Origin of the sequence: Pseudomonas sp. GL-B-19 (assembly GCF_019956415.1) — a bacterium.
Taxonomy (GTDB): domain Bacteria; phylum Pseudomonadota; class Gammaproteobacteria; order Pseudomonadales; family Pseudomonadaceae; genus Aquipseudomonas.
Genome location: NZ_JAHBDK010000050.1, coordinates 1 through 24,043, shown reverse-complemented (window position 1 = coordinate 24,043; position 24,043 = coordinate 1). Strand labels below are relative to the sequence as shown.

Sequence of the window (24,043 nt, the reverse complement as noted above, 5' to 3'; positions counted from 1 at the left end):
AGCCGGCTCCTACAAGGTTTGGCGTTAGTGGAACAAGATCGCCGTTTTCTGCAGGGTTACCCACACACCCCACGCCAACGGAATACCCACCACCAGCCACGCCGCCACCGCCAAAGGCTTAGTGCCCGCGTCCGCTTTCCACTCCAGCTCGGTACTGCTGTCGGCACCTTTGTCGTGACCCAGCGCCTGTTCGGCAGCCAGCTCAGCATCGGTCATGAAGTACTTGTCAGCCACCGGACGCACCAGCAGGTTACACAGGAAACCCAGCACCAGCAGGCCGGCGAGAATGTACAAGGTGATGTCGTAAGCGGCGGCGCGCTCAACGCCGATGCTCAGTTGATACTCACGCAAGTAGTTCACCAACACCGGACCCAACACCCCCGCTGCCGCCCATGCCGTCAACAGACGACCGTGGATCGCGCCGACCATTTGCGTACCGAACAAGTCCGCCAGATAAGCCGGAACCGTCGCAAAACCACCGCCGTACATCGACAGGATGATGCAGAACGCCGCGACGAACAGCGAGACGTTACCCAGGTGACCGAGGTTCGGGATCAACGCATACAGCGCGAAACCCAACGCGAAGAACACGAAGTAGGTGTTTTTACGGCCCAGGTAATCCGAGAACGAGGCCCAGAAGAACCGGCCACCGATGTTGAACAGGCTCAGCAAACCAGTGAAACCGGCAGCAATCGCCGCAATCGAAGCCAGTTGCCCGGCGTCCAGTTGACCGAATGGCAGGTCCACACCAATCAATTTGCCGCCGAACACTTCCTGCAACAGCGGCGACGCCATGCCAAGGATTCCGATACCGGCCGATACGTTCAGGCACAGCACCAGCCACACCAGACGGAACTGTGGAGTTTTCCAGGCGACATTCACATGAACATGGCGGTGGGTGATCATCGCGTTAGCGGTTTTTTTCGCCGGCGCTGTCCAGCCCTCAGGCTTCCAGCCGGTTGGCGGAACGCGGTAGGACAGAGCGCCACCGATCATGAACACGAAGTAGATCGCGGCCATTACCAGGAAGCTCTGCCAGACGCCGACGCTGGTTGGCGAAGCGAAATGGCTCATCAGGGCTGCGGCCAGCGGAGCACCGACCATCGCGCCACCGCCAAAACCCATGATCGCCATACCGGTCGCCATGCCGCGCTTGTCCGGGAACCACTTGATCAACGTCGAAACCGGCGAGATGTAACCCAACCCCAGGCCGATACCGCCAATGACCCCGGAGCCGACCCACATCAGCCAGATCTGGTGGGTATAGATCCCCAGTGCTGAAATCAGCAGACCACCACACCAGCACAGCGCCGATACAACGCCAGCCTTACGCGGCCCGGCGTGTTCCAGCCAGCCACCCCAGATCGCTGCCGAGCAGCCGAGGAAGATGAAGAACAAAGTGTAGATCCAGCCGAGCATCGAGATCGGCCAGTCGCATTGCGACGAGAAAATTTGCGAAATGAAGCTCATGTCCGGCGCGCAGGCCACTGGAGCGGTCACGCCCAGCGCCTTGGACAGTGGCAACCAGAACACCGAAAAGCCGTAAGCCATACCGATGCAAAGGTGGATGGCCAAAGCGGCCGGTGGCACCAGCCAACGGTTAAATCCGGGCTTGGCGATGATGCGCTCCTTGGACAGGAACGCAGGCTGGCCGGCTATGAGGCCGTCCGCCGTGATGCTCGTGGTCATTGTGTATCCCCCAATTATTAGTAGGGTTCGCCAGCCACTCCTCACCCCCAGCCTTTATGCGCACGCGTGACCGTTTTGTTAGGTGAAGCTGCTTTTTGTGCGGCATCTCGTCGCAGCAGGACGGACGAACGGGCAAAGGTTACCATTTGAGCGTGGCAGAAAAGCCAAACTGATATCACCATTTGTATGTCATCCGTTCTCGTACCTCTTAAGGAGTCGCCATGCCGATCATTGTCGAACCGCTGAACGAGGCCACTTACCAGGATCAGCAAGACTTGCAGAAAATTTACCGTGACGCCCCGGACTGGCTGTACGCCCCGTATTCAGGGGATGTGCAACTGATCGAAGGCTGCCTGCGGGACGGTTCGCTGATCGCCGGACGCTTCAATGATCGACTGCTCGGCGCGGCCCGCTTGCAACGGCATCAGGACGTTTGGCACTTGTCCCAACTTTGCGTACGAAAAATTACCCGTCGGCGTGGCGTCGCCGAACGTCTGGTGAACGAAGCGCAGAAAATGGCCTCTGAGTCGGGCGCCACGCTTCGCTTGCTGGCCCCCGCCGGGCATCTCGAAGCCCAGGCCCTTGCCGCCAAGCTGAAACTGCCACTGGATGTACTTCCGGCAGTTATCGCCTGACCGGTCGTCCGCTTCAGAGCGCTATACTCCCCGGCTAAATTTCGAATTCGACTATCTACAAGGACTCGCCCATGAAAGCGTTCGGCAAAATCCTGGGTCTGGTACTTCTCGGGCTGTTGCTGATCATTGTGGCGCTGGGCTTTGCCCTGACCCACCTCTTTGATCCCAACGACTATAAAGACGAGATTCGCCAGATTGCCCGCGACAAGGCCCACATCGAGCTGACGCTCAATGGCGATATCGGCTGGAGCCTGTTCCCTTGGCTGGGCCTGGAATTGCACGAGGCCAGTGTCGCGACCCTGGCCAAGCCGACGGAGCCGTTCGCCGACTTGCAGATGCTTGGCCTGTCAGTGCGCGTGCTGCCGCTGCTGCGCCGTGAAGTGCAGATGAGCGATGTGCGTGTTGAAGGCCTGAATTTGCGCCTGAACCGCGACAAGGACGGCCATGGCAACTGGGAAGATGTCGGCAAGGTCCCGGCGCCAGTCACTCCGGCCACGCAACCAGCCACTCCTGGCGAACCTGCACCGGCGTCGGAAACCACCGTTCAGGTAGAAAAACCGGCCCAGCCGATTCGCCTGGACATCGACAGCCTGACCGTGAACAACGCCCGCGTCGAATACAGCGACGAGAGGACCGGCAGGCAGTTCAGCGCCGAAAGCATCCAGCTGAGTACAGGCCCGGTGCATGACTCGACCAACATCCCGGTCAAACTCACCGCGTTCCTCGGCACTAACCAACCGGTTCTGCGGGTGCGTACCGAGCTCACTGGTGAGCTGCGTTTCGAACGCGCGCTGCAACGCTACAAATTCGAAGACATGAAAATGTCCGGCGAAGTCGCCGGTGATCCGCTGCAAGGCAAGACCATGACCTTCGCAGCCCAAGGGCAATTGCTGCTGGATAAAGCTGCGAACGTCGCCGAATGGACCGGCATCAAGATCTCTGCCAACCAATTGCGCGCACTGGGTGAACTCAAGGTCAACGACCTCGACAAGACGCCGCAGATCAGCGGCGGCATTTCGATTGCCCAGTTCGACCTGGCGAAATTCGTCGACAGCATTGGCCAAAAACTTCCGGCCATGGCCGAAGGCAGTCTGAGCAAAGTCGAACTGGTGAGTCGCGTTGCCGGCACGCCGACCAGCGTTTCGTTCGACGACATCAACCTGAAAGTCGATGACAGCAGCTTCAGTGGCCGCATCGCCGTCGAGGATTTCGCCAAACAATCGCTGCGCGCAGTCCTGAAGGCTGACACGTTCAATGTCGACCGCTATCTGCCACCCAAATCCGCCGAAGCCAACAGCGCGACACAGGTGCGTCAGGCTGAAGTCGCCAGCACCGAGGCCAATGCCATAGCCGGCGCGGGCAGCACACCGCTGCCGGAGTCACCGACCAAGGACGCTTGGAGTACCGAACGCCTGCTGCCGGTGGAACGCTTGAGCAAACTCGACGTGGACGCCGACCTGACCTTTGGCCAGTTGACCCTCGACAAGCTGCCGATCCACAACGCCGCGTTCAAGGCCACTGGCCTGGGCGGCCTGTTGACTCTGGAGAACCTGCGCGGCGATCTGTACGACGGCAACTTCGAAACCAAGGGCACCCTCGACGTGCGCCAGCAAGTGCCTGCGCTGAGCATGCAGACGCAGATCAGCAAAGTGCCGGTGGAAAAAATCCTCGAAAGCCAAGGCAAAAATCCACCGGTCAACGGCCTGGTGACGCTCAACAGCGCGCTGACCGCCAGCGGCAACAGCCAGAAAGCGTTGATCGACAGCCTCAACGGCAACGCCAGTTTCGTCGTCAACAATGGCGTGTTGCTCAACGCCAACCTCGAACAACAGCTGTGCAAAGGCATCGCCACCCTGAACCGCAAAACCCTCAGCGGCGAGCCACGGGGCAAGGACACTCCCTTCCAGGAACTCAAAGGCACCCTGACTTTCCATAACGGCGTGGCCAGTAACCCGGACCTGAAAGTGCGCATCCCGGGCATGACCGTGAATGGCGACGGCGACGTTGATCTGCGCGTGCTGGGCATGGACTATCGCGTGGGCATCATCGTCGAAGGCGATACGAGCGCCATGCCGGACCCGGCCTGCCAGGTCGGCGACAAATATGTCGGCATCGTGTGGCCGCTGCGTTGCCGGGGGCCGCTGGAACTCGGCGCCAAAGCCTGCCGTCTCGACAATGAACGCATGGGACAAGTCGCGAGCAAACTGGCTGAAGATCGGATCAGTGAAAAAATCGACGAGAAGTTTGGCGATAAAATTCGCCCGGAACTGAAAAACGCGTTAAAGGAGCTGTTCAAGCGATGAAAGCCGAGCAGTTTTCTTCGGCGGTGCTGGACTGGTACGACCGCCACGGCCGCCACGATTTGCCTTGGCAACAGGGCATCACCCCGTATCGGGTGTGGGTCTCGGAAATCATGTTGCAGCAAACCCAGGTCAGCACCGTGCTCAATTACTTCGATCGTTTCATGGCCTCGTTGCCAACGGTCGAGGCCCTGGCCGCCGCGCCGGAAGACGAAGTGCTGCACCTGTGGACGGGCCTGGGTTATTACACCCGCGCGCGCAATTTGCAGAAGACCGCAAAAATTGTCGTCTCCGAGTACGGCGGCGAGTTTCCGCGAGACGTGGAAAAACTGGTTGATCTGCCGGGCATCGGCCTGTCGACGGCGGGCGCCATCGCCAGCCTGAGCATGGGCCTGCGGGCGCCGATCCTCGACGGTAACGTCAAACGCGTCCTGGCGCGCTTTACCGCGCAAGAGGGTTACCCGGGGGAGCCGAAGGTCGCAAAACAGCTCTGGGCCAACGCTGAGCGCTTTACGCCGCATGATCGGGTCAACGCCTACACTCAGGCGATGATGGATCTGGGCGCCACGCTGTGTACCCGCAGCAAGCCGAGCTGCCTGTTCTGCCCGCTGGAAAAGGGTTGCGAAGCGCACATGCTCGGCCTGGAAACCCGCTACCCCGTCCCCAAACCGCGTAAAACCGTGCCACAGAAGCGCACGCTGATGCCCATGCTCGCCAATGGCGAGGGCGCGATTCTGCTTTACCGTCGCCCTTCCACGGGCCTGTGGGGCGGTCTATGGAGTTTGCCGGAGCTCGATGACCTCGATGACCTGCAACATCTGGCCTCGCAGCACTCACTGGAACTGGGCAGCCAACAAGCGCTGCCAAGCCAGGTGCACACCTTCAGCCACTTTCAGTTGTCCATCGAACCCTGGCTGGTCCATGTCCAGGAAGCCGGCCATCACGTGGCCGAGGCCGACTGGCTCTGGTATAACCTCGCCACCCCGCCGCGCCTGGGCCTTGCCGCCCCGGTCAAAACCTTGCTCGAACGCGCGGCCGCCGTATTGAACGCAGGAGAGTCGACATGACCCGCACCATCATGTGCCGCAAGTACAAAGAAGAATTGCCCGCCCTGGAACGCGCTCCCTTCCCGGGCGCAAAAGGTCAGGACATTTTTGACCACGTCTCGGCCAAGGCCTGGGCCGACTGGCAAAAACACCAGACCCTGCTGATCAACGAAAAACGCCTGAACATGATGAACGCCGAAGATCGCAAATATCTTCAGGGCGAGATGGACAAGTACTTCTCCGGCGAGGATTACGCCAAGGCTGACGGCTACGTCCCGCCGGCTGAATAATCCCGATTTCTCGGGGGTCGGATCGTAAGCGACGGTAATAATTAAAATTTTTTTCAAAACTTTCTTGACGACCCCCTGAAAAACCAGTTTAATGCGCCCCGTTGCCCAGATAGCTCAGTCGGTAGAGCAGGGGATTGAAAATCCCCGTGTCGGCGGTTCGATTCCGTCTCTGGGCACCAAATACCGAAAACCCTGAATCGCAAGATTCAGGGTTTTTTTATGCCTGCGATTTGATGAGGCACTGTTCCAGTCACCCTCGAAGCGCCGAACAAAGCAGCATCCCCCCACCTCCTCGCGCCACGCCAGCAAGCACCTGCAACGCCTTCCGAAGCCGAGTCCCGAGTGGCATCAAGCATTAGTGATCGGCCCTTCTCGCAATCTCTCGGGTTTGTCGGAACGCTCCGTATGCTTTAACGGAAGTGGATGACATACGCTGATCATCGGCTTGGGCAGAATCGTGGGAGGAGCTGCCGCATAACCGGGAGCAGATACACAACAGGGATGTAGACAATGACTGACGCCATCAAACGGGATGTCGAAAACGTTGAGCTTCTTACTGGACAGGACATCAGAATTTTGAGCTTTGATATTCGGCAGTCAACATGGCTTCACAAGTTCGCCGAAGAACTGGCCGCCATCGGCGGGCCGCAGGCACCAGGAGCCAATTTCAAAGCCTCTCAGGCAGCCACAGAATTAAAGTTCTCGTTTTCGAAAGACCAATGCGAACTGCTGGCGGCCTACTCCAATGGCCTTGTTTGCGTGTTGATCTTTGAAGGGCTGCAAAAAATCACCGATGGCAGCCCTCCAAATGAACTACCCAACCTGACATCCCTGGAAAATCGCTACGACGTCCTTTGCCTGGCCGCCCGTAATCAGATCTTGTTGAAACTGGTGGATAACAACTCCTTTGCCTACGACATGGACAACGAAGGAAAGCTGGTTCGACTGGTGGCCAACTTCAAGGGTGGCGGACTCGTCAAAATCAATGCCGAGACGGACATCAAAGAACTGAGTTCCCATTCCGGCCTCGCGCTTGGCCCGCATACCGAGGCGCCTTACTGGTGCGCCGTGAACGCGAAAGACGGGCACTCGCCCTCTCCGTCGTCGCTCATACTTTCCGCCCTGTGGTGCCCGAGTCTGGAACCTACGCGGGTGATTCCGTTGCCTCCCCTATTGGAAAAAATTGGCGTTACCCACTGCCTCGCACTGACCACGGGCAACTTCCAATTCACTCGTAGCGACTCCTTTGTCAGTGGCAAAGGGGAAGATGGTCGCAACGTTTCGATTCTAGAGTTTGACGACAAGGTCGGGTTCGCGGCCCGCTTCAACTCGTATCGCTTTTCGGTCAACGACAACGCCTCGAGCTTTGTCAAAACGGTCTACGCCGCCCTTTGCCAGGGGGTAAGCGAAGCAACTCCATTCAAGTACACGCTGACGCAAGAGTCGGCCATGGTCATCAATAACGTCCGATCCCTGCACTGTCGCGATGTCATCAAAGACAACAGACGGGTCCTGGTACGTATTTTCGGGCTTTCAAAATTTTCTTCCCCTGTCGTTATTTCAGAGGACCCGTTACTGCTGCAGGGCTGATTTTTTAAGCGTTCAAGCTGCGCAAGGACCAGTCATGTGATTACTGGCCAATAACTATAAAGAGGGAATGTTATGTCTTGGGATTTAATAGGCATGTTGGCGCTTGTCGCTTTTTTCGCCGGTTTTTTTGATGCGATTGCCGGCGGTGGGGGCTTGATTACCTTACCTGCATTGTTTCTGGCCGGTATAGATCCGATCAGCGCAATTGCAACGAACAAGTTCCAGGCCGCGTCGGCAACTGTTTCGGCCACTGTGACCTTTGCTCGTAAAGGAATGATCGAGTGGCGCGAAGGCCGTTTCCTGGTGATCTGCGGATTTATTGGCGGCGCCAGTGGTGCCTTGCTGGTCAGCTCTATTGATAAGCACTATCTGGAAGTTTGCGTGCCTATCATGCTGATTCTGGTGGCTATCTATTTTGCTTTCTCTCCCAAGCTGGCCAATGAAGATCGACGCAAGAGAATCGGCATTCTGCTTTTTTCGTTTACCGTCGCGCCGATCCTGGGCTTTTACGACGGTATATTTGGCCCCGGTGTGGGCTCTTTCTTTATTGTCGGGTTTGTACTTCTCTGCGGCTTGGGCATGATGCGGGCCATGAGTTTTACCAAACTTGCCAACGCCTCATGCAACCTGGGTTCTTTGTCGGTCTTCATTACCAAAGGTGTGATTATTTGGCCGATTGCCATAGCCATGGCTTTGGCGGCCTTCATCGGCGCTCAATTGGGTGCACGAGCCGCTGTTCGCGTCGGTCCACGCTTGATTAAACCCATGTTGATCGTGGTCTGCTGCGCCTTGGCCATCAAGCTGCTGAGCGTAGAAAGCAATCCCTTACGCGTCGCGATCCTTGAAACTTTGGCTTCGCTATGATTGCCGGTGCGACTCTGACCAGTTCTTGCCTTCAACTTTGATCGCCGCCGACCCACCCTGCGCAGGGTCGGCGGTTCGATGCCGTCTCCGGTACCAAATACCGAAAACCCTGAAACCAACCCCCTCATTCGCTACTGTTCCAGTGGAACACCAGATTCCTCGCGCCAGCACTGGCGATATCTGTCGTGTCACGCTTCGCTTCACCATTGCGCGTTGCCACGACCGTGTACTTGCCAGGAGGCAATTGGACGTAAACCAAAGGGCCTGCCTGCCTGAGCGTCAGCACCGGACCTTGAGCGTTCTGGACAAGCAGTTCCACGTCTGGAATGTATTCGTCTTTCGGACCGACAGAGAAGGTCATGTGCAGGTTATAACCAGTGGTTTGCTGGATAGCCTTCGCTTCATCCTCGCCAATACCACCGGACAGGTAAGCAATCCCGTTTTGCTCCTGCTGCTGAACTTGCACGCCTGAACTGTCGACGGGCTCAAGACTGGCCGCATTCAGCATCGCTGGAAACGCCAGAGCGCCGATGGCAACAAGGGACAACATGAATGCATGGGCGAATTTCATGATGACGACTCCCGGGCTTCTCAGAACCCTTTCACTCCCTTGAATTTTGATTTCCAGTACACCGGTCGAGTTTTAGATTGATTCGATCTTGGGTTCACTGCGAAACGGACTACACCCTGTATTCCACAAATACGTCCCGCCGTCGGCCTGGTCCTGCAAAACGAATCCGGCAATTCCTTCCGGCTTACCAGCGGCGTACTGCATCGCCACCCCACGCTCTCTTGTCATCCTCTTTCGCCTGCTCCTCCAGCCACGGAAGACTTCATGACCATCGTCAAAACCGATAACACCCAAGATCCACAACTCGCCTCTCTGGTGAGCAACCTTGGAGATCTGATCCGCCAGGCACGTCTTAAAGTGCTTCGAGCGGTCGATACGGCTCAAGTGCAAACCTGTTGGCAGATCGGGCGGCATATTGTCGAGTTTGAGCAGGAGGGGGCTCGTAGGGCGGGGTATGGGAAGCAGTTGTTGGCGACTCTGGCGAAAATTCTGACAGCCGAGTTCGGGAAAGGGTTTGACGCTTCCAACCTTCGCTACATGCGCCAGTTCTATCAAGCCTTCCCAATTTGTGACGCACTGCGTCACGAATTGAGCTGGACCCACTACCGCAGACTACTGCGGGTGGACAACGACCATGCCCGTCATTGGTACATGAACGAGTCAGCCCTTCAGAATTGGTCGAGTCGCGCCCTGGAGCGTCAGATCAACACGCTGTATTACGAGCGGCTGTTGGCAAGTCGCGATCGGTCTGCGGTCAGGGAGGAAGCCGCCACCAATATCCGGAGAATGGCCACTAGTCCCACTGACCCTACACGGAGTTCAGAGGTATTGGAGTTTCTCGGCCTGCCTGATACAGCCTCAGTAGATTGTCCCCAAGCACTATGAAGACTATCGTTGGCAGCTACGCGCAAAGGTCCGTCACCGATGAATTTCAAGGACACGCCTACACTGGCACCCGCTCAGATCGAGCTGCCATTGCCTGACACCACACCCGGAGCCCCCTTCAAGGAGCCCGCCGCAGACGGCTTCACCCTCGGCGGGTTCACCTGGCGGCACACTCCGCAAGACCCTGCGCGCCCCGTCGTGATCATCAACGCTGCCACCTCTGTCCGCTGCCGCCATTACTCACGATTCGCCGATTACCTGTTCGCCAACGGGTTCGATGTCATCACATACGATTACCGTGGCATCGGCGAATCACGTCCCGTCTCGCTCAAAGATCTCGACGCTTCATGGACCGACTGGGGCGCGCTGGACTTTGAAGCGATGCTAAGGCGCGCTGAGCGTGAATTCCCCGGGCAGCCCATCGACGTCGTCGGCCACAGCTTTGGCGGCTGTGCAGCAGGCCTGGGGGCGTCCGGGCGTGTCATTCGACGGATGGTGACGGTCGGTGCGCAATTCGCTTACTGGCGTGATTACGCGCCCGCCCATCGCTGGCGGATGTTCGGCAAGTGGCATGTGGTGATGCCGTTGATGACGATGTTCCACGGCTATTTCCCCGGCAAGCGCCTCGGCTGGCTGGAGGACACACCGGCCGGCGTAGTTCGCGACTGGACTACACCGACAGCCCGTTATGAAACGCGCCCCAGCGGTCGACGCCTCCATGGCGGAACCGGTCGACTGCCCTTTGAGCGTGTCAGCGCGAAAATCCTGGCGATCAGCATCAGCGACGATCCTTATGGCACGATTTCAGCCATTGAACGCCTGCTCCGCTACTTCACCCACAGCACCAACACCCACTTGCGAATCGCCCCCCAAGACATCGGCGAAGAAGAAGTCGGACATTTCGCCTTTTTTCGTAGCGCATACCAAGCCACACTATGGCCCATTGCATTGTCCTGGCTGCAAAACGCCGAACTGGCCCCCGGCACACCCGGGCGGCAAGTCCCACGCAGCTGAGCCCTCTCAACGAATACGGAACGACACCCATGGCCTCCGCCAACAAACAGCACAAACGCGCCACTCGCGCCAAAGCCAAGGCCAAGCAGAACCGCACCCAACGGGCCGCCGCGCCGATCGAGCTGGACCCGAACGATGATCGCATCGACTTCGAATCGGTAGACCTGACCGAGCTGTTCAAGAAGATGATCGACGCCGAAAAGACCAGCCAGCAAGCGATGTGCGTGGCGTTCCTGGAAGACCCGCTGCTGGAATTGGTCTATGAACAGGAAGGTGAAGAAGGCGCGATGGACTTCATCCTCGCCGCGCTGATCGAGTACCGCCAATGGTCGACCGAAGTGGACGAAGCCGGCGCCCTGGCGTGGATCGAATCACCGGCCTTCCAGGCTGACTATGTGGCAGCGTCCGATATCATCGCCGCCCAAACCCAACAGAAAACAAACTGAGTTCCCATGGCATCCCCGAACAAGCAACAGAAACGCGCCAAACGCGCAAAGGCCAAAGCCAAGCAAATCAACATCCACGGCAGAAAACCCGCTGCGCTGGACGATGAACTGGGGGAAATCGGCGAGCCGATCCCGGAATACACCCTGGCGATGTTCAGCAAGATGCGTGATGCAGAGGCCGTCAACCGTAACGACATGCTTCAGGTCCTGCTGTCAGATCTCGCCGGGATCATCAGCGACCATCCAGAATTGCTGGACATGGAAAACGCCGACAACGAAGCCATGGCCGCCACTCACCTGGCCGCCGACATGCTGATCGACTACCGCATGTGGGCCGACGGCATGGACCGGGAAACGGCTCAAGCCTGGCTGACCGATCCGCAGTTCATCACCGACTTCGGCGATGCGCTGGATAGCTATCGTCAGGCGCTGGATGCGCAAGAAGAAAAAACTGATTAAACCTTTCCTCAGAATAACGGCTAATTACCAGCCGCCGTTTTCACAGGCATGCGAAGGAGCCCCATGGAAAAGAAGACCCTTTTCCGAAACGAAGGATGCAAGTCCGCCGAACGGGTCAATACGGAACCGATGTCGGATTCGGTGAATCCAGTCGATTTCGTCGCCATTGGAAGGGCTCGCGTCATCAAGCCCGCAGGAACTCAATGGAATGACTGGTTCGAAGGCGATGATGTCAGTGTCGACTTCATGACCACCCGCCATCAAACATGATTGCAAAAAAACAAAAACGGCCGCTTGTCATCACTGACAGCGGCCGTTTTCGTAGGTATCAACAACAATTGCCTTGGGTCAGAACCCTCAGCGTGCCAACACTGCGCTCAGCTTCTCATTACGACGACGGCGAGCTACCAGCACGCCAGCCGCCACCACCAGCAGGGCCAACAGGCCGGTTGCGAGAATCTCCACGCGATGCGCTTCCTGGAACAGCATGATGGTCAGGGCCGCCACGATGAAAATGATCACCGCGTAGGTCAGGCCCGGGAACAGCCACATGCTGAAGGCAATTTTTTCACCGCGAGCCATACGCTGTTTACGCATACGCAGTTGTGAAATGGCGATCACCAGGTACACCAGCAGCGCGATGGCGCCGGAGCTGGCCAGCAGGAATTCGAACACGGCGGCCGGGGCCACGTAGTTGGCGAATACCGCGAGGAACGCAGCGCCGGTGGACAACATCACAGCCCAGTACGGCGTGCCGCTCTTGTTGGTGCGTTGGGAAACGGCCGGTGCATCACCGCGCTTGCCCAGGGAGAACATCATGCGCGAGGCGGTGTACAGCGCCGAGTTCAGGCAGCTGGTCACAGCAACCAGTACCACGATGTCGACGATCAGCTTGGCATTCGGGATGCCCATGCGCTCAAGCACAGTCTGGTAAGAACCAACGCTGGCCAGGATCGGGTCGTTCCATGGCACCAGGGCCACGACGATGAAAATCGACACGAGGTAGAACAAGCCGATCCGCCAGATCACCGAGTTGGTGGCCTTGGAGATTTGCTGACCAGGGTTCTTCGATTCTGCGGCCGCAATGGTCACGATCTCGGTGCCCATGAAGGAAAACATGGTGGTCAGGATCGCGCCCAGTACCGCGCCCATGCCGTTTGGCAGGAAGCCCTGGGTGTCGAACAGGTGCGAAACGCCGCTGACCTGACTGGTCGGCATGAAGCCGAAGATCGCCATAACGCCGAGGACAATGAAACCGATGATCGCCACGACCTTGATCAGGGCGAACCAGAATTCGAACTCACCGTAGTTTTTTACGCTGAACAGGTTAGTCACCGTCAACAGCAGGGTGATGATCAGCGTGAAAGCCCAGATCGCCACATTCGGGAACCAGGCATGCAGGATGGTTGCGGCGGCGTTGGCTTCCAGCGGGATGACCAAGACCCAGAACCACCAGTACAACCAGCCGATGGTGAAACCGGCCCAGTGACCAATCGCGCGATCGGCGTACGTCGAGAAGGATCCGGTATCCGGCGAAGCAACGGCCATCTCGCCGAGCATGCGCATCACCAGCACGACCAGCATACCGGCGGCAGCGTATGCCAACAGCACGGCCGGGCCTGCGGCGGCGATGGCGTGACCCGAGCCAACGAACAAGCCGGCGCCGATAACTCCGGCAATCGACAGCATGGTCACATGACGCGGTTTGAGCCCCTGTTCGAGGCCATTGGAGCTTGGGGTACTGCTCATTGAAACTACCTTTGTAAGGAAAAGCGAATGCGTGCATCCCGCTTTGAATTCTTTCTCGTAAAAAGAAACCAACGGGGCGTTCTGGATTCTGTACGCAATAATTGCGCCAAAATGTTTCAAAACCGTCTACCACGGTGATCTCGTCCCGACCGGACGGTCATCGCAAGTCATTGAAATTAATGGCACTTTGCCAGAACGTTACCCTGCGACTCACTTTTAGAACGAATGCGCGCACCGGAAACACACCCGAAAAAGGCTCGAAGCACTATAAAAGTGCGGATCAGGGACGATTGGCCGGTTAGCGCTTCCAACACCCCGTCAAAGCTGGCAACATCGCGCCTTTTTTTACGCGACACCCACGGCTGCTTTGTATTTAAAAGCAGGTTCAAACGGCTGTTCGGTTGATAGCAGCGCGACAGTCTGCTGTAGCGATGCGACAACCTGCTACATCACTTCCGTTTACCGCCCGTAGCGCTGTTGGCTGCCATTCAAACGCTATGCTAGCTTGGCCGCCTCGCCAGGAAGGCCGCCAACAGCAGGAGCGAAACACTATGAGGAACGCACATGGCTGAGGCCACGCCCGCGCTTGAAATCCGCAATTTGCACAAACGCTACGGACAGCTTGAGGTGCTCAAAGGCATCTCGCTGACCGCCCGCGACGGCGACGTGATCTCGATCCTGGGCTCTTCCGGTTCCGGCAAATCCACGTTTCTGCGTTGCATCAATCTGTTGGAAAACCCGCACCAGGGTCAGATCCTGGTGGCCGGCGAAGAACTCAAACTCAAGGCCGCGAAAAACGGTGAACTGGTCGCCGCCGACGGCAAGCAGATCAACCGCCTGCGCAGCGAGATTGGTTTTGTGTTTCAAAACTTTAATCTCTGGCCGCACATGAGCGTGCTCGACAACATCATCGAAGCGCCGCGCCGCGTCCTCGGTCAAAGCAAAGCCGAAGCCATCGAAGTCGCCGAAGCCTTGCTGGCCAAGGTCGGCATCGCCGACAAGCGTCACGCGTACCCGGCGCAACTGTCTGGCGGCCAGCAACAGCGCGCCGCCATCGCCCGTACCTTGGCGATGCAGCCCAAGGTGATCCTGTTCGACGAGCCTACTTCCGCCCTTGACCCGGAAATGGTCCAGGAAGTACTTAATGTCATCCGCGCACTGGCCGAAGAAGGCCGCACCATGCTGTTGGTCACCCACGAAATGGGCTTTGCCCGTCAGGTGTCCAGCGAAGTGGTGTTCCTCCACCAAGGCCTGGTAGAGGAGCAAGGATCACCACAGCAGGTGTTTGAAAACCCGCTTTCGGCACGCTGCAAACAATTCATGTCCAGCAACCGCTAACGGAGCTTCCCGCATGCAGAACTACAAAAAGATCTTCCTGGCTGCCGCCGTCACCCTGGCGTTCAGCGCCGGCGCCATGGCCGAAACCCTGAAGATGGGCATCGAAGCGGCCTACCCGCCGTTCAACAATAAAGATGCCAGTGGCAATGTCGTCGGCTTTGACAAGGAAATCGGCGACGCCCTGTGCGCGAAGATGAAAGTCGAGTGCACCGTGGTCACCTCCGACTGGGACGGCATCATCCCGGCCCTGAACGCCAAGAAGTTCGACTTCCTGATCTCCTCGATGTCGATCACTGATGAGCGCAAGGGCGCGGTGGACTTCACCGACCCGTACTACTCGAACAAACTGCAGTTCATCGCCAAGAAAGACGTCGACTTCAAAACCGACAAGGCTTCCCTGCAAGGCAAAGTGATCGGCGCACAACGTGCGACCCTCGCCGGTACCTGGATGGAAGACAACATGGACGGCGTCGAGATCAAACTCTACGACACCCAGGAAAATGCTTACCTGGACCTGACTTCCGGTCGCCTGGACGGCATCCTTGCCGACAAGTACGTCAACTATGAGTGGCTGAAAAGCGACGCTGGCCGCCCTTACGAATTCAAAGGCGATCCGGTGGAAGAAAGCGACAAGATCGGTATCGCGGTACGTAAAGGCGACCCGATCCGCGCGAAGCTGAACCTCGCCCTGAAGGAAATCGTCGAGGACGGCACCTACAAGAAAATCAACGACAAGTACTTCCCGTTCAGCATCTATTGATTCTGACCTGCCGGACCGGCGCCGTACTCTGACGGCGCCAGTCCATGGCATTGCCTGCCGCGACTTGAAAAGAAACCCATGACTATCGATCTCTACGGATTCGGCCCGGCGCTCGCCGCTGGCGCGCTGATGACTGTGAAACTGGCACTCTCAGCCTTGTGTCTTGGGCTGGTGCTCGGTTTGCTCGGCGCCTTGGCCAAGACATCCCCGTACAAGCCGCTGCAATGGCTTGGCGGCACTTATTCGACACTGGTTCGCGGCATTCCGGAATTGCTCTGGGTGCTGTTGATCTACTTCGGCACGGTCAACCTGATGCGTGCCCTGGGCGAGTTTTTCGGCAATCCCGACCTCGAACTCAACGCCTTTGCCGCCGGCGTAATTGCGCTGGGCCTGTGCTTCGGCGCGTATGCCACCGAAGTATTTCGGGGCGCGATTCTGGCGATTCCCAAAGGTCACCGCGAAGCGGGCGTGGCGTTGGGTCTGTCGAAATTCCGCATCTTCACCAAACTGATCATGCCGCAAATGTGGCGCATCGCCCTGCCGGGTCTTGGCAACCTGTTCATGATCCTGATGAAAGACACCGCGCTGGTATCGGTCATCGGCCTGGAAGAAATCATGCGTCATGCGCAAATCGGCGTGACCGTGTCCAAGCAACCGTTCACCTTCTATATGGTGGCCGCGTTCATGTACTTGGGCCTGACCGTGCTCGCCATGAGCGGCATGCACTTAATGGAACGTCGTGCCGCTCGCGGCTTCGCGAGGAGCACCCAATGAACTGGGACATCATCATCAAGTGGCTGCCGAAGCTGGCCCAAGGCGCAACGCTGACCCTGGAGTTGGTGGCCATCGCTGTAATCGCCGGGTTGCTGCTGGCGATTCCGCTGGGTATCGCGCGTTCGTCGCGACTCTGGTATGTGCGGGCATTTCCCTACGGCTACATCTTCTTTTTCCGTGGCACGCCGTTACTGGTTCAACTGTTCCTCGTCTACTACGGCCTGGCGCAGTTCGATGCAGTTCGTAACAGCTCGATGTGGCCATACCTGCGCGATCCGTTCTGGTGTGCCACCGCCACCATGACCCTGCACACTGCGGCCTATATCGCCGAGATCCTGCGCGGCGCGATCCAGGCGATTCCGCCGGGTGAGATCGAAGCAGCGCGAGCATTGGGCATGTCTCGCGCCAAAGCACTTTTCTACATCATCCTGCCGCGTGCCGCACGTATCGGCCTGCCGGCGTACAGCAATGAAGTGATCCTGATGCTCAAGGCCAGCGCCCTGGCCAGTACCGTGACCTTGCTGGAACTGACCGGCATGGCCCGCACCATCATTGCCCGGACCTACCTGCCGGTGGAGATCTTCTTCGCCGCGGGGATGTTCTATCTGTTGATGGCTTACGTGCTGGTTCGCGGCTTCAAGCTGCTGGAGCGCTGGCTGCGCGTCGATGCCTGCCAAGGGCGTTGATGCCTCCTGCGTGCTGACGGGCGAGGACCTGCTCGCCCGCTTCATCGCGCTGGATGCTTTTCTGATTGAGCATCAGGCGCTGTGGAAACCACGACCGTTTACTCATCTGCAACTGCCTTGGGAAGCGTCCTATCCAGAACTGGCGCTTTGGTTGCGTGGGCGGTCGCTGGAAGACGCGGAAGTTGCTCATAACCAACCTTGTTTGCTGGATGCGCCGGAGCCGTTTGCTTCATTGGCGACGTTGTCGGCTGTGCTGAGTACGGTCAGTGAGTTGCCGGCGCACGCACTGGAAGCCGCCGGGCATCGGCTGAATGTCGATGTACCGGGGCGCAAGTGGCAACAAATTGAGGCGTTTGCCAGTCGCCTGTCGTTTGCTGCACCGCCCAAGCATTGGCTGGACTGGTGCTCGGGCAAGGGCCACTTGGGGCGGCGTTTGCTGCAAACCGGGCAACAACTGACCTGCCTGGAATACGACCCGGCGCTGGTGGCCAGCGGACAGGCACTCAGCCAGCGTCATCAATTGCGTGCCCTGCATGTCGAACAGGATGTGCTCGCTCTTGGCGCCGCAAGTTTATTGAATGCTGACCACTCGCCGGTGGCGCTGCACGCCTGCGGTGACCTGCATGTGCGATTGATCCAGCTCGCCAGCGCGGCAGGCTGTAAACAACTCGCCATCGCGCCATGCTGCTACAACCGCATCGGTCTGACCGAGTATTCGCCGATATCCCTGGCCGCAAAAGGCTCCGCCCTACAACTCTCCCTCGATGACCTCGCGCTACCAATGAGCGAAACCGTCACCGCCGGTGCTCGTGTACGACGTCAGCGCGACACCTCGATGGCCCGGCGCCTGGGTTTCGACCTGCTACAACGGCAACTGCGCGGTGTTGATGAATACCTGCCCACCCCTTCCCTGCCGAGTGCCTGGCTAGACACATCCTTTGCCGAGTACTGCCATCATCTGGCCGCACTGAAAGAGTTATCCACAGTCGGCCCGCAAGACTGGTCCGCACTCGAAGCCGCCGGCTGGCAACGATTGGCACAAGTGCGCAATCTGGAGCTACTACGCGGACTTTTTCGACGCCCGCTGGAGCTTTGGCTGGTACTTGACCGAGCACTCTTCCTGAGGGAGCAAGGCTATACCGTTCGTCTGGGTACTTTTTGCGAAATCCCGCTCACACCCCGCAATTTCCTGCTCTTGGCGGAACGTGCGTAAAAAAGTCGCAGCCTGTGGATAACTCTGTTGATGGAATTTCCGTGGATCCAATACCTGAGCCTGTTTCAGGGGTAAAACGACACTGTTCATTTTTTATACACTTGCAAAAAAATCCGGAAAAACAGCGATTTGCGGACAAATGAGAACTGGTCCACAAAAACAGTAATGAACGAGGCAATGCACCAAGCCCGTTGTGCATAAGCATTTAACACAAACGACATAAGCGCCTAAACCCGGACGTCATGCGGGGAAAATTGCACCGCTTCCCGACTCTTGTTATACAAACACGCAAGGGCGCCGACAGCGCGCCCACGAACAAGAAAATTCGACCGACAGGATGCGACAGTGACGTTCATTTCTTACGCACAGAATTTCGAAGACATACGCCTGTGGCGCGCCCTCAAAACCGTCGAGAACGGCTTCTATATCGACGTCGGGGCCAACGATCCCACCCACGACTCGGTCACTAAAGCGTTCTACGACCACGGCTGGACCGGCATCAACGTCGAACCGATGCCCAACTACTATGAAGCGTTGTGCCAGCAACGCCCCAAAGACACCAACCTCCAATGCGTGGCCGGTGAAAGCGCCGACAACCTGACCTTCTACGGCATCGCCGGCACCGGCCTCTCGACCGTCGACCCGGCCATGGCGCAAATGCACAAAGACGCCGGCATGGACGTGCGCAGCCAAACCGTCCAATCCCGCACCCTGACCTCCATCTGCGAAGAACACGCCCAGGGCCGCCCCATCCACTTCCTGAAGATCGACGTCGAAGGCCACGAAGAAACCGTCCTGCGCGGCATGGACTTCACCCAGTGGAGGCCGTGGGTCATCCTCATCGAAACCCCGTGGGACCGCGACCAGACCTGGGAAACCCTAGTCACCGGCGCCGGCTACCAATCCATCCTGTTCGACGGCATCAACACCTACTACCTCGCCGAAGAACACATGAACCTAAAACCCGCCTTCGACATCCCGCCATGCAACCTGGACGAATTCCAGTTCTGCAAAGGCCACAACTTCAGCCACCCCGTCGGCGACGCCGACCACCAGCTGGCCGCCGCCTTGCAACGCGCCGAACAGGCCGAAGCACAGCTGCGCGCAATGCAAAATAGCCGGACCTGGCAGGCCATTCAGAAACTCAAGAAAACCCTGCTTCGCGCCTGACCTGAAGCCTGCGCAAAAATAGTCTGAATTCAGGGGTTTACAGAACCAATCCAATCGCTATAATCGTCGCCCAACACGCCGGTATAGCTCAGTTGGTAGAGCAACTGACTTGTAATCAGTAGGTCCCGGGTTCGACTCCTGGTGCCGGCACCATATAGAACAACGAAAAAGGCTCACCTTGCGGTGGGCCTTTTTCGTTTATGGGTCTTTCGCTCCTGAGTTTCCCCCGTTCGTTCCCCATTTCGTGTTCGCCCCCCCTCTTCTGGTCGCTTTCACCCCTCTCGCTGAGGGGGTGGTGATATTCAACACAGGTGCGGAATCGACGTATCCAATTCTGGTACCGCGTGTCTGCATACCTCACCGAAACGATGAGCGGTTACGGTCGAAAATCAGTGAGGCGGCATAATGGCGGCAGTGCTTATGCACAATCTGCCACTTCACTCCGCCGTTGCGAGCCCCTTTGTAATGAACACCGAACGACGTTACTCGATCATCTTGGAGCACAGCGCCGAGGTGTTGCTTGAACATGCACCCATGGCGCAGATAGAGGCATTTTGGGACGCCAACGATACTCGCTACTTCGGATTGCGCATGGAGGACGAGCACAGCGCGCACGCACGAGTGATTGTTACGGACGAAGTCCCCGACGACGAAGATGCGGAGCTTTCTTGTCTGTAGCGAATGGAATCACTCGCCACCTACTTGAGGTGGGGAGGCCGGCCAGATGATTCCCAGATCTATTTTTCAATCTGGTGCCGGCACCATACAAAACAAAGCCCTCGTAGAAATACGAGGGCTTTGTTGTTTCTGGCGTTTGTAAACCAGGCCTTAGTGACCAGCGCTCTGCCCACCATCCACATGCAGGATTTCCCCGGTGACAAAGTTGGCGCTATCCAGATAAACAACCGCCTGAGCAATATCGCTGATCTCGCCCATGTGCCCAACCGGGTGCAGATTCCCCAGCGCTTCATGCGTTTCCTCGCCATGCATCGGCGTCTTGATGATGCCTGGGGAAACCGCATTCACCCGAATCCCACGCTTGGCGTACTCAATGGCCAGGGACTTGGTGGCAGCGTTCAAACCACCTTTAGTCAGCGAAGCCAGTACCGACGGCACACCATCAATCGCATGGTCCACAAGGCTGGTGGTGATGTTGACGACGTGGCCTTTGCCTTGTTTTTCCATCTCGGTGATCGCGAGTTGGGTAATGTAGAAGAAGCCATTCAGGTTCACCGACAACACATTGGCGTAGTCTTCAGCGGTGTACGCGGTGAACGGTTTGGCGATGAAGATCCCGGCGTTGTTGACCAAAGTATCGATGCGGCCAAAACGTGCGATCGCTTCACGGATCACCTGCTGCGCAACAGCCGGGTCGCCAATGTCGCCCGCCACGGTGAGGATATCCGGGTCGGTGGACGGTTTGATCGAACGCGAAGTGGCGACAACCTTGTAATCCAGATCACGGAAAGCTTTGACCATGCCCGCGCCGAGGCCTTGGGATGCGCCGGTAATGACGATGACTTTTTTCGAATTGCTCATGATGAACCTCTGCTAATAAAAGATGATTTAAAAAGTAAGTAATCAGGCTTCGGCGGGGGCCTTTGTCATTTGCCTCAGCATTTGTTCGTAGTACTCGACCGACTGCGATCCGGACACCAGGTGACGACCGTTGAGGATCATGGCCGGGACAGAGTTGATGCCGTGCTGGCGGTAGAACTCCTCAAGCTCGCGCACTTCTTTGGCGAACGCTCCGGACGCCAACACTTCTTGCGCAGCTGCCGCGTCGAGCCCGGCTTCACTAGCCAGACGAACCAGAGTCTCGCGATTGCTCGGGTTCTGGCCGTCGGTGAAGTAAGCGCGCAACAGGATCTTCTTCAGCTCGATTTGCCGCCCTTCCTGCAACGCCCACAACAGCAACCGGTGCGCATCAAACGTGTTGTAGAAGTGAGTGCGCTTCTCCAGATCGAACGTGAAACCGATGGCCTCGCCACGAGCGATCTGCATCGCTTTGCCGGCGGCGACGTCCTCGGCGGTGCGTCCATACTTGCGCATCAAGTGCTCTACAGCTTTTTCGCCGACCGCCGGCATGTCCGGGTTCAACTCGAAGGGCTTGTAGGTCAGCTCGACCGAGAGTTCACCGGCCACGTTCTCGATCGCCTGCTCCAGCGCCGTCGCGCCCAACGCGCACCACGGGCACACCACGTCGGAGACAAAGTCGATAGAAACGGACGCGGTCATGACTTGCCCTCCGCCTCAGCCAACTGCTTGCGGTACTGGGTGGTGGTGATGCCGGCGTAACCCCAATTATCGGTGTCGACTTCTTCGATCACGATGTGGGTCAGGTGCGGATCCTTTTTGAGGACGCGCTCCAGGGTTTCAGTGATTTCGGCGATCACCTGAGCTTTCTGCTCTGAGGTAACGCCATCGCGGGTGATGCGAACGCTGACAAAAGGCATGAGGAATCTCCAAGTGACCTGCCCTTCGGAATGAATGGGTAGGCGTTGGAGTTCAATGTAGGGAGTTAGCTGGAGGGGATAAAGGTGGGGACGGGAACATCATTAGTTACTTGGTGTAATGAGTAATGTCTCGCAGACATAATACGTTTGCGTCAAAACCGATCAATCGACTAGCCTGCATTTATCGTAAATTTTAGATAACTCAAAGGAGGGAGACGTTCATGGCAGTTCAATTTTTCGACAGCCCATTCCATGCCACGCATGACAGCGAAGTCGCCAGCAAACAAGCTTTGAAGATGGAGCTATCAATCTTCATCACTGACTACATCAAAACCCTGGGCCTCAAACAAAGTGAGGCTGCGGCCAGGTTGAACGTGACCCAATCACGCGTCTCAGAGCTCACCACTGGCAAGATCGAGAAATTCACGATCGATGCAATGATGGACATGCTGGATAAACTCGGCTTTCGAACGACTTTTACGTTGCCATCCAACGATGCCGGGGCTTTGCCTCAAATCGTAATTTCACAAGCTAACGCCTGCTAGATGTTGTGCGATTTTGCAGTAGGACTCACCCCCTTCTGATGTAGTCCGTTTTGCTACGTGTCGCTTTTTTCCACTTTCTGCGACACGTTTTTAGAACGTGTCGCTGGAGACGACATATGCGAGTCGATGCGTTCCTTCGTTAACGGCCTCACCTCAGCGATTGGAAGCGCTTGGCTCTCATTCATTTCGCGTACAGATTCCAGCAAATCCTTTTGAAACTGATCCAATTCGATATCCATTTCTGATGCCTTCTTCAACAAGTCGGGGGCTTCAGCAAGCCTTTTTCAAATTATGAAAATTATGGCTGGGCAATAATTATTGCCCAGCCATAAAAATCACTAAAACGTTCCCCCACGCCACCACCTAGCCACGATTGCGCATCTGTCCCTCTCAAGCTACCTTCAAGTCGTCGCTGCCAATTCAGCGACCGGGCCTGATAACCCGAGTAAGATACAGGCGCACAAGCGCCCATAATCACGATTGTTGGCGTTTTTTTGTGCCTGCATTTCCGTGTAATGGCGGCTGTGCGTGGGAGACCTTCGGGTCTGCCGGGTTCCTGTATCTCCGGTTTATCAGCCCGCGCATAGCTGCCACCCATTCGCCTGATAACGAACGTGGTAGCTCTAACTTTGATTCAGGAGTTTTTGCTAATGCCCGCTATCAGTCCGTCCAAAACTTGCGCTACTGCTCCACCTGTTCATACCCACCACCGCCCAAAAACCGGAGGTGCCCAATGACCAACCCTCAAGACCTCAAAACCATCGGCCTCACCCCCTTCTCCTACCACGCCAACGAAGCACTGTTCCGCATCAACGCCGGCGTCCCGGTAATCCAGGCCCTCTCCCACGCTTCCGACCTGCTCCACATCGCGAAACTCCTTGCATCAGATGCTGCGATGGTTCGCGATACCGACCGGTATGCTTGGGCGTCACATTATTTACAGGATATGAGTAAGGCGATCATCGATGACGTGGTGAAGGTGCTCGCCGCACCGTGTAACAACCGAGCCAATAGCGTCGCCTCATGATTTAAACCGCACACAAAAAAGCCTCGAATGGCTCGAGGCTTTTAGCGTGAGGAACATCGTTAGAAATTCAGGTCTTCTGCATAAAAACGAGTTTTCGTGCACAAAAACGATCATAAAACTGCCGTTTTGCATAAAAACGTTTCGAAATTGGCCAAACCACTCTGAAGTATTAACAAACGTTGCATACCCGCTCAGTTCTCACTCACATCTGAAAACCAGCATTTTTAGCCTTGAGTTGACACAAACCCCACTTGTTGCCGAGACTGGCCTCCAAGAGCGCGAAACCGACTGCCTTCAAGTGGCGATAGTCGACGTTAGGAACCCCGTTGATGACTTGAACATCAGCGCTCGGGTGAGACCTCTTGTTTTTGAAGCAGCCTGATTGGCTGCTTTTTTATGCTTGAAATAATCAGTTTAACGAGCTGGGTCTGAACCACCCGCAGGCAAAACCCGCACCGCCATCCCCGTTTCCCACCCAAAAAAAATGCCCAAACCTCCCGGTCCGAGCATTTTTTTGACCCCTATCACCCACCCTC

General features: G+C 57.2%; 26 protein-coding genes, 2 tRNA genes and 1 pseudogene. 22 read left to right on the top strand and 7 right to left on the bottom strand.

What is annotated here, in order from left to right; translation table 11 throughout:
• Positions 1-24 precede the first annotated feature (24 nt).
• Positions 25-1,689 (bottom strand): OFA family MFS transporter, encoded by a 1,665-nt coding sequence (locus KGB06_RS19940; RefSeq protein ID WP_223518821.1) that lies wholly within the window; start codon positions 1,687-1,689, stop codon positions 25-27.
• Between the two features lie 221 nt (positions 1,690-1,910).
• On the opposite strand from KGB06_RS19940, the gene KGB06_RS19935 reads away from it, so the two are divergent.
• The 7 genes from KGB06_RS19935 (at position 1,911) to KGB06_RS19905 (ending at position 8,414) form a co-directional block, all read left to right on the top strand.
• The gene (locus KGB06_RS19935; protein WP_223518818.1) at positions 1,911-2,324 is read left to right on the top strand and encodes an acetyl-CoA sensor PanZ family protein; all 414 of its coding nucleotides are present in this window, start codon (positions 1,911-1,913) and stop codon (positions 2,322-2,324) included.
• 71 nt (positions 2,325-2,395) lie between these two features.
• On the top strand, positions 2,396-4,627 hold the full coding sequence (locus tag KGB06_RS19930) for an AsmA family protein (protein WP_223518817.1): 2,232 nt from the start codon (positions 2,396-2,398) through the stop codon (positions 4,625-4,627).
• Positions 4,624-5,691, top strand: a complete 1,068-nt coding sequence (gene mutY / locus KGB06_RS19925; protein WP_223518815.1) for an A/G-specific adenine glycosylase — start codon at positions 4,624-4,626, stop codon at positions 5,689-5,691. Before KGB06_RS19930 ends, mutY begins: the two co-directional genes overlap by 4 nt.
• Positions 5,688-5,960 (top strand): oxidative damage protection protein, encoded by a 273-nt coding sequence (locus KGB06_RS19920; protein ID WP_007949047.1) that lies wholly within the window; start codon positions 5,688-5,690, stop codon positions 5,958-5,960. The genes mutY and KGB06_RS19920 overlap by 4 nt, the downstream gene beginning before the upstream one ends.
• 103 nt (positions 5,961-6,063) lie before the next feature.
• Positions 6,064-6,139 (top strand) — tRNA-Phe (locus tag KGB06_RS19915).
• A 331-nt stretch (positions 6,140-6,470) separates the two neighbouring features.
• Positions 6,471-7,550, top strand: a complete 1,080-nt coding sequence (locus tag KGB06_RS19910; protein WP_223518813.1) for a hypothetical protein — start codon at positions 6,471-6,473, stop codon at positions 7,548-7,550.
• Between the two features lie 72 nt (positions 7,551-7,622).
• On the top strand, positions 7,623-8,414 hold the full coding sequence (locus KGB06_RS19905; RefSeq protein WP_223518811.1) for a TSUP family transporter: 792 nt from the start codon (positions 7,623-7,625) through the stop codon (positions 8,412-8,414).
• Between the two features lie 124 nt (positions 8,415-8,538).
• Here the strand turns inward: KGB06_RS19905 and KGB06_RS19900 are convergent, their stop codons facing one another.
• Entirely contained in the window at positions 8,539-8,985 is a 447-nt protein-coding gene (locus tag KGB06_RS19900; protein WP_223518809.1) for a carboxypeptidase regulatory-like domain-containing protein, read from the bottom strand.
• A gap of 264 nt (positions 8,986-9,249) precedes the next feature.
• Here KGB06_RS19900 and KGB06_RS19895 point away from each other — a divergent pair.
• The 5 genes and pseudogenes from KGB06_RS19895 to KGB06_RS19875 all read left to right on the top strand — a co-directional run.
• Positions 9,250-9,849 (top strand): annotated as a pseudogene (locus KGB06_RS19895) (DUF1016 N-terminal domain-containing protein); the annotation flags it as partial.
• A 60-nt stretch (positions 9,850-9,909) separates the two neighbouring features.
• Positions 9,910-10,884 (top strand): alpha/beta fold hydrolase, encoded by a 975-nt coding sequence (locus tag KGB06_RS19890; RefSeq protein WP_223518807.1) that lies wholly within the window; start codon positions 9,910-9,912, stop codon positions 10,882-10,884.
• A 29-nt stretch (positions 10,885-10,913) separates the two neighbouring features.
• Positions 10,914-11,330 (top strand): hypothetical protein, encoded by a 417-nt coding sequence (locus KGB06_RS19885; protein ID WP_223518806.1) that lies wholly within the window; start codon positions 10,914-10,916, stop codon positions 11,328-11,330.
• A 6-nt stretch (positions 11,331-11,336) separates the two neighbouring features.
• The gene (locus tag KGB06_RS19880) at positions 11,337-11,789 is read left to right on the top strand and encodes a hypothetical protein (RefSeq protein ID WP_223518804.1); all 453 of its coding nucleotides are present in this window, start codon (positions 11,337-11,339) and stop codon (positions 11,787-11,789) included.
• A 63-nt stretch (positions 11,790-11,852) separates the two neighbouring features.
• Complete coding sequence (locus tag KGB06_RS19875) at positions 11,853-12,059, top strand: AbrB/MazE/SpoVT family DNA-binding domain-containing protein (RefSeq protein WP_223518802.1); 207 nt, start codon at positions 11,853-11,855, stop codon at positions 12,057-12,059.
• Positions 12,060-12,146: 87 nt separating this feature from the next.
• On the opposite strand, the gene gabP is transcribed toward KGB06_RS19875, so the two are convergent.
• Entirely contained in the window at positions 12,147-13,538 is a 1,392-nt protein-coding gene (gene gabP / locus KGB06_RS19870) for a GABA permease (RefSeq protein ID WP_223518800.1), read from the bottom strand.
• Between the two features lie 564 nt (positions 13,539-14,102).
• Between gabP and KGB06_RS19865 the strand changes: the two genes are divergently transcribed.
• The 8 genes from KGB06_RS19865 to KGB06_RS19830 all read left to right on the top strand — a co-directional run bounded on the left by KGB06_RS19865 (position 14,103) and on the right by KGB06_RS19830 (position 20,157).
• Entirely contained in the window at positions 14,103-14,876 is a 774-nt protein-coding gene (locus KGB06_RS19865; RefSeq protein ID WP_007897462.1) for an ABC transporter ATP-binding protein, read from the top strand.
• A 13-nt stretch (positions 14,877-14,889) separates the two neighbouring features.
• Positions 14,890-15,636, top strand: a complete 747-nt coding sequence (locus tag KGB06_RS19860) for an ABC transporter substrate-binding protein (RefSeq protein ID WP_223518798.1) — start codon at positions 14,890-14,892, stop codon at positions 15,634-15,636.
• Positions 15,637-15,714: 78 nt separating this feature from the next.
• Complete coding sequence (locus tag KGB06_RS19855) at positions 15,715-16,410, top strand: ABC transporter permease (RefSeq protein ID WP_027922191.1); 696 nt, start codon at positions 15,715-15,717, stop codon at positions 16,408-16,410.
• Positions 16,407-17,096, top strand: coding sequence for an ABC transporter permease (locus KGB06_RS19850; protein WP_223518796.1), 690 nt, complete (start codon positions 16,407-16,409; stop codon positions 17,094-17,096). The genes KGB06_RS19855 and KGB06_RS19850 overlap by 4 nt, the downstream gene beginning before the upstream one ends.
• Positions 17,077-18,309, top strand: a complete 1,233-nt coding sequence (locus KGB06_RS19845) for a methyltransferase (RefSeq protein ID WP_223518786.1) — start codon at positions 17,077-17,079, stop codon at positions 18,307-18,309. The genes KGB06_RS19850 and KGB06_RS19845 overlap by 20 nt, the downstream gene beginning before the upstream one ends.
• A 345-nt stretch (positions 18,310-18,654) precedes the next feature.
• A complete protein-coding gene (locus tag KGB06_RS19840) occupies positions 18,655-19,479 on the top strand; it encodes an FkbM family methyltransferase (RefSeq protein WP_223518785.1) in 825 nt (274 codons plus the stop codon).
• Between the two features lie 77 nt (positions 19,480-19,556).
• A tRNA-Thr gene (locus KGB06_RS19835) sits at positions 19,557-19,632 on the top strand.
• Positions 19,633-19,944: 312 nt separating this feature from the next.
• Positions 19,945-20,157 carry a hypothetical protein gene (locus KGB06_RS19830; RefSeq protein WP_223518783.1) on the top strand — a complete coding sequence of 71 codons (213 nt, stop codon included), beginning with the start codon at positions 19,945-19,947 and terminating at the stop codon, positions 20,155-20,157.
• A gap of 150 nt (positions 20,158-20,307) precedes the next feature.
• Here KGB06_RS19830 and KGB06_RS19825 read toward each other — a convergent pair whose 3' ends face one another.
• From KGB06_RS19825 to KGB06_RS19815, 3 genes are read right to left on the bottom strand one after another with little or no spacing between them, the layout of a single operon-like run.
• Positions 20,308-21,018, bottom strand: a complete 711-nt coding sequence (locus KGB06_RS19825; protein WP_223518781.1) for an SDR family NAD(P)-dependent oxidoreductase — start codon at positions 21,016-21,018, stop codon at positions 20,308-20,310.
• Positions 21,019-21,060: 42 nt separating this feature from the next.
• Entirely contained in the window at positions 21,061-21,717 is a 657-nt protein-coding gene (locus KGB06_RS19820) for a DsbA family oxidoreductase (RefSeq protein ID WP_223518780.1), read from the bottom strand.
• Positions 21,714-21,935 carry a tautomerase family protein gene (locus tag KGB06_RS19815; RefSeq protein WP_059406388.1) on the bottom strand — a complete coding sequence of 74 codons (222 nt, stop codon included), beginning with the start codon at positions 21,933-21,935 and terminating at the stop codon, positions 21,714-21,716. The genes KGB06_RS19820 and KGB06_RS19815 overlap by 4 nt, the downstream gene beginning before the upstream one ends.
• 221 nt (positions 21,936-22,156) lie before the next feature.
• Between KGB06_RS19815 and KGB06_RS19810 the strand changes: the two genes are divergently transcribed.
• Positions 22,157-22,480: a helix-turn-helix domain-containing protein gene (locus tag KGB06_RS19810; protein WP_223518778.1), complete on the top strand. Its 324-nt coding sequence runs from the start codon at positions 22,157-22,159 to the stop codon at positions 22,478-22,480.
• Between the two features lie 53 nt (positions 22,481-22,533).
• On the opposite strand, the gene KGB06_RS19805 is transcribed toward KGB06_RS19810, so the two are convergent.
• The gene (locus tag KGB06_RS19805) at positions 22,534-22,719 is read right to left on the bottom strand and encodes a hypothetical protein (protein WP_223518771.1); all 186 of its coding nucleotides are present in this window, start codon (positions 22,717-22,719) and stop codon (positions 22,534-22,536) included.
• Positions 22,720-23,213: 494 nt separating this feature from the next.
• Between KGB06_RS19805 and KGB06_RS19800 the strand changes: the two genes are divergently transcribed.
• Positions 23,214-23,507: a DUF3077 domain-containing protein gene (locus tag KGB06_RS19800; RefSeq protein WP_223518769.1), complete on the top strand. Its 294-nt coding sequence runs from the start codon at positions 23,214-23,216 to the stop codon at positions 23,505-23,507.
• Positions 23,508-24,043 lie beyond the last annotated feature (536 nt).

What these genes read in the sequence shown, in the direction of transcription:
- KGB06_RS19805 (WP_223518771.1), bottom strand. Translation starts at nt 22,719, where the DNA reads ATGGATATCGAATTGGATCAGTTTCAAAAGGATTTGCTGGAATCTGTA.
- KGB06_RS19820 (WP_223518780.1), bottom strand. Translation starts at nt 21,717, where the DNA reads ATGACCGCGTCCGTTTCTATCGACTTTGTCTCCGACGTGGTGTGCCCG.
- KGB06_RS19880 (WP_223518804.1), top strand. Translation starts at nt 11,337, where the DNA reads ATGGCATCCCCGAACAAGCAACAGAAACGCGCCAAACGCGCAAAGGCC.
- KGB06_RS19865 (WP_007897462.1), top strand. Translation starts at nt 14,103, where the DNA reads ATGGCTGAGGCCACGCCCGCGCTTGAAATCCGCAATTTGCACAAACGC.
- KGB06_RS19845 (WP_223518786.1), top strand. Translation starts at nt 17,077, where the DNA reads ATGCCTGCCAAGGGCGTTGATGCCTCCTGCGTGCTGACGGGCGAGGAC.
- KGB06_RS19900 (WP_223518809.1), bottom strand. Translation starts at nt 8,985, where the DNA reads ATGAAATTCGCCCATGCATTCATGTTGTCCCTTGTTGCCATCGGCGCT.
- KGB06_RS19815 (WP_059406388.1), bottom strand. Translation starts at nt 21,935, where the DNA reads ATGCCTTTTGTCAGCGTTCGCATCACCCGCGATGGCGTTACCTCAGAG.
- KGB06_RS19830 (WP_223518783.1), top strand. Translation starts at nt 19,945, where the DNA reads ATGAACACCGAACGACGTTACTCGATCATCTTGGAGCACAGCGCCGAG.
- KGB06_RS19940 (WP_223518821.1), bottom strand. Translation starts at nt 1,689, where the DNA reads ATGACCACGAGCATCACGGCGGACGGCCTCATAGCCGGCCAGCCTGCG.
- KGB06_RS19850 (WP_223518796.1), top strand. Translation starts at nt 16,407, where the DNA reads ATGAACTGGGACATCATCATCAAGTGGCTGCCGAAGCTGGCCCAAGGC.
- KGB06_RS19930 (WP_223518817.1), top strand. Translation starts at nt 2,396, where the DNA reads ATGAAAGCGTTCGGCAAAATCCTGGGTCTGGTACTTCTCGGGCTGTTG.
- KGB06_RS19875 (WP_223518802.1), top strand. Translation starts at nt 11,853, where the DNA reads ATGGAAAAGAAGACCCTTTTCCGAAACGAAGGATGCAAGTCCGCCGAA.
- KGB06_RS19885 (WP_223518806.1), top strand. Translation starts at nt 10,914, where the DNA reads ATGGCCTCCGCCAACAAACAGCACAAACGCGCCACTCGCGCCAAAGCC.
- KGB06_RS19860 (WP_223518798.1), top strand. Translation starts at nt 14,890, where the DNA reads ATGCAGAACTACAAAAAGATCTTCCTGGCTGCCGCCGTCACCCTGGCG.
- gabP (WP_223518800.1), bottom strand. Translation starts at nt 13,538, where the DNA reads ATGAGCAGTACCCCAAGCTCCAATGGCCTCGAACAGGGGCTCAAACCG.
- KGB06_RS19810 (WP_223518778.1), top strand. Translation starts at nt 22,157, where the DNA reads ATGGCAGTTCAATTTTTCGACAGCCCATTCCATGCCACGCATGACAGC.
- KGB06_RS19890 (WP_223518807.1), top strand. Translation starts at nt 9,910, where the DNA reads ATGAATTTCAAGGACACGCCTACACTGGCACCCGCTCAGATCGAGCTG.
- KGB06_RS19800 (WP_223518769.1), top strand. Translation starts at nt 23,214, where the DNA reads ATGACCAACCCTCAAGACCTCAAAACCATCGGCCTCACCCCCTTCTCC.
- KGB06_RS19920 (WP_007949047.1), top strand. Translation starts at nt 5,688, where the DNA reads ATGACCCGCACCATCATGTGCCGCAAGTACAAAGAAGAATTGCCCGCC.
- mutY (WP_223518815.1), top strand. Translation starts at nt 4,624, where the DNA reads ATGAAAGCCGAGCAGTTTTCTTCGGCGGTGCTGGACTGGTACGACCGC.
- KGB06_RS19935 (WP_223518818.1), top strand. Translation starts at nt 1,911, where the DNA reads ATGCCGATCATTGTCGAACCGCTGAACGAGGCCACTTACCAGGATCAG.
- KGB06_RS19855 (WP_027922191.1), top strand. Translation starts at nt 15,715, where the DNA reads ATGACTATCGATCTCTACGGATTCGGCCCGGCGCTCGCCGCTGGCGCG.
- KGB06_RS19905 (WP_223518811.1), top strand. Translation starts at nt 7,623, where the DNA reads ATGTCTTGGGATTTAATAGGCATGTTGGCGCTTGTCGCTTTTTTCGCC.
- KGB06_RS19825 (WP_223518781.1), bottom strand. Translation starts at nt 21,018, where the DNA reads ATGAGCAATTCGAAAAAAGTCATCGTCATTACCGGCGCATCCCAAGGC.
- KGB06_RS19910 (WP_223518813.1), top strand. Translation starts at nt 6,471, where the DNA reads ATGACTGACGCCATCAAACGGGATGTCGAAAACGTTGAGCTTCTTACT.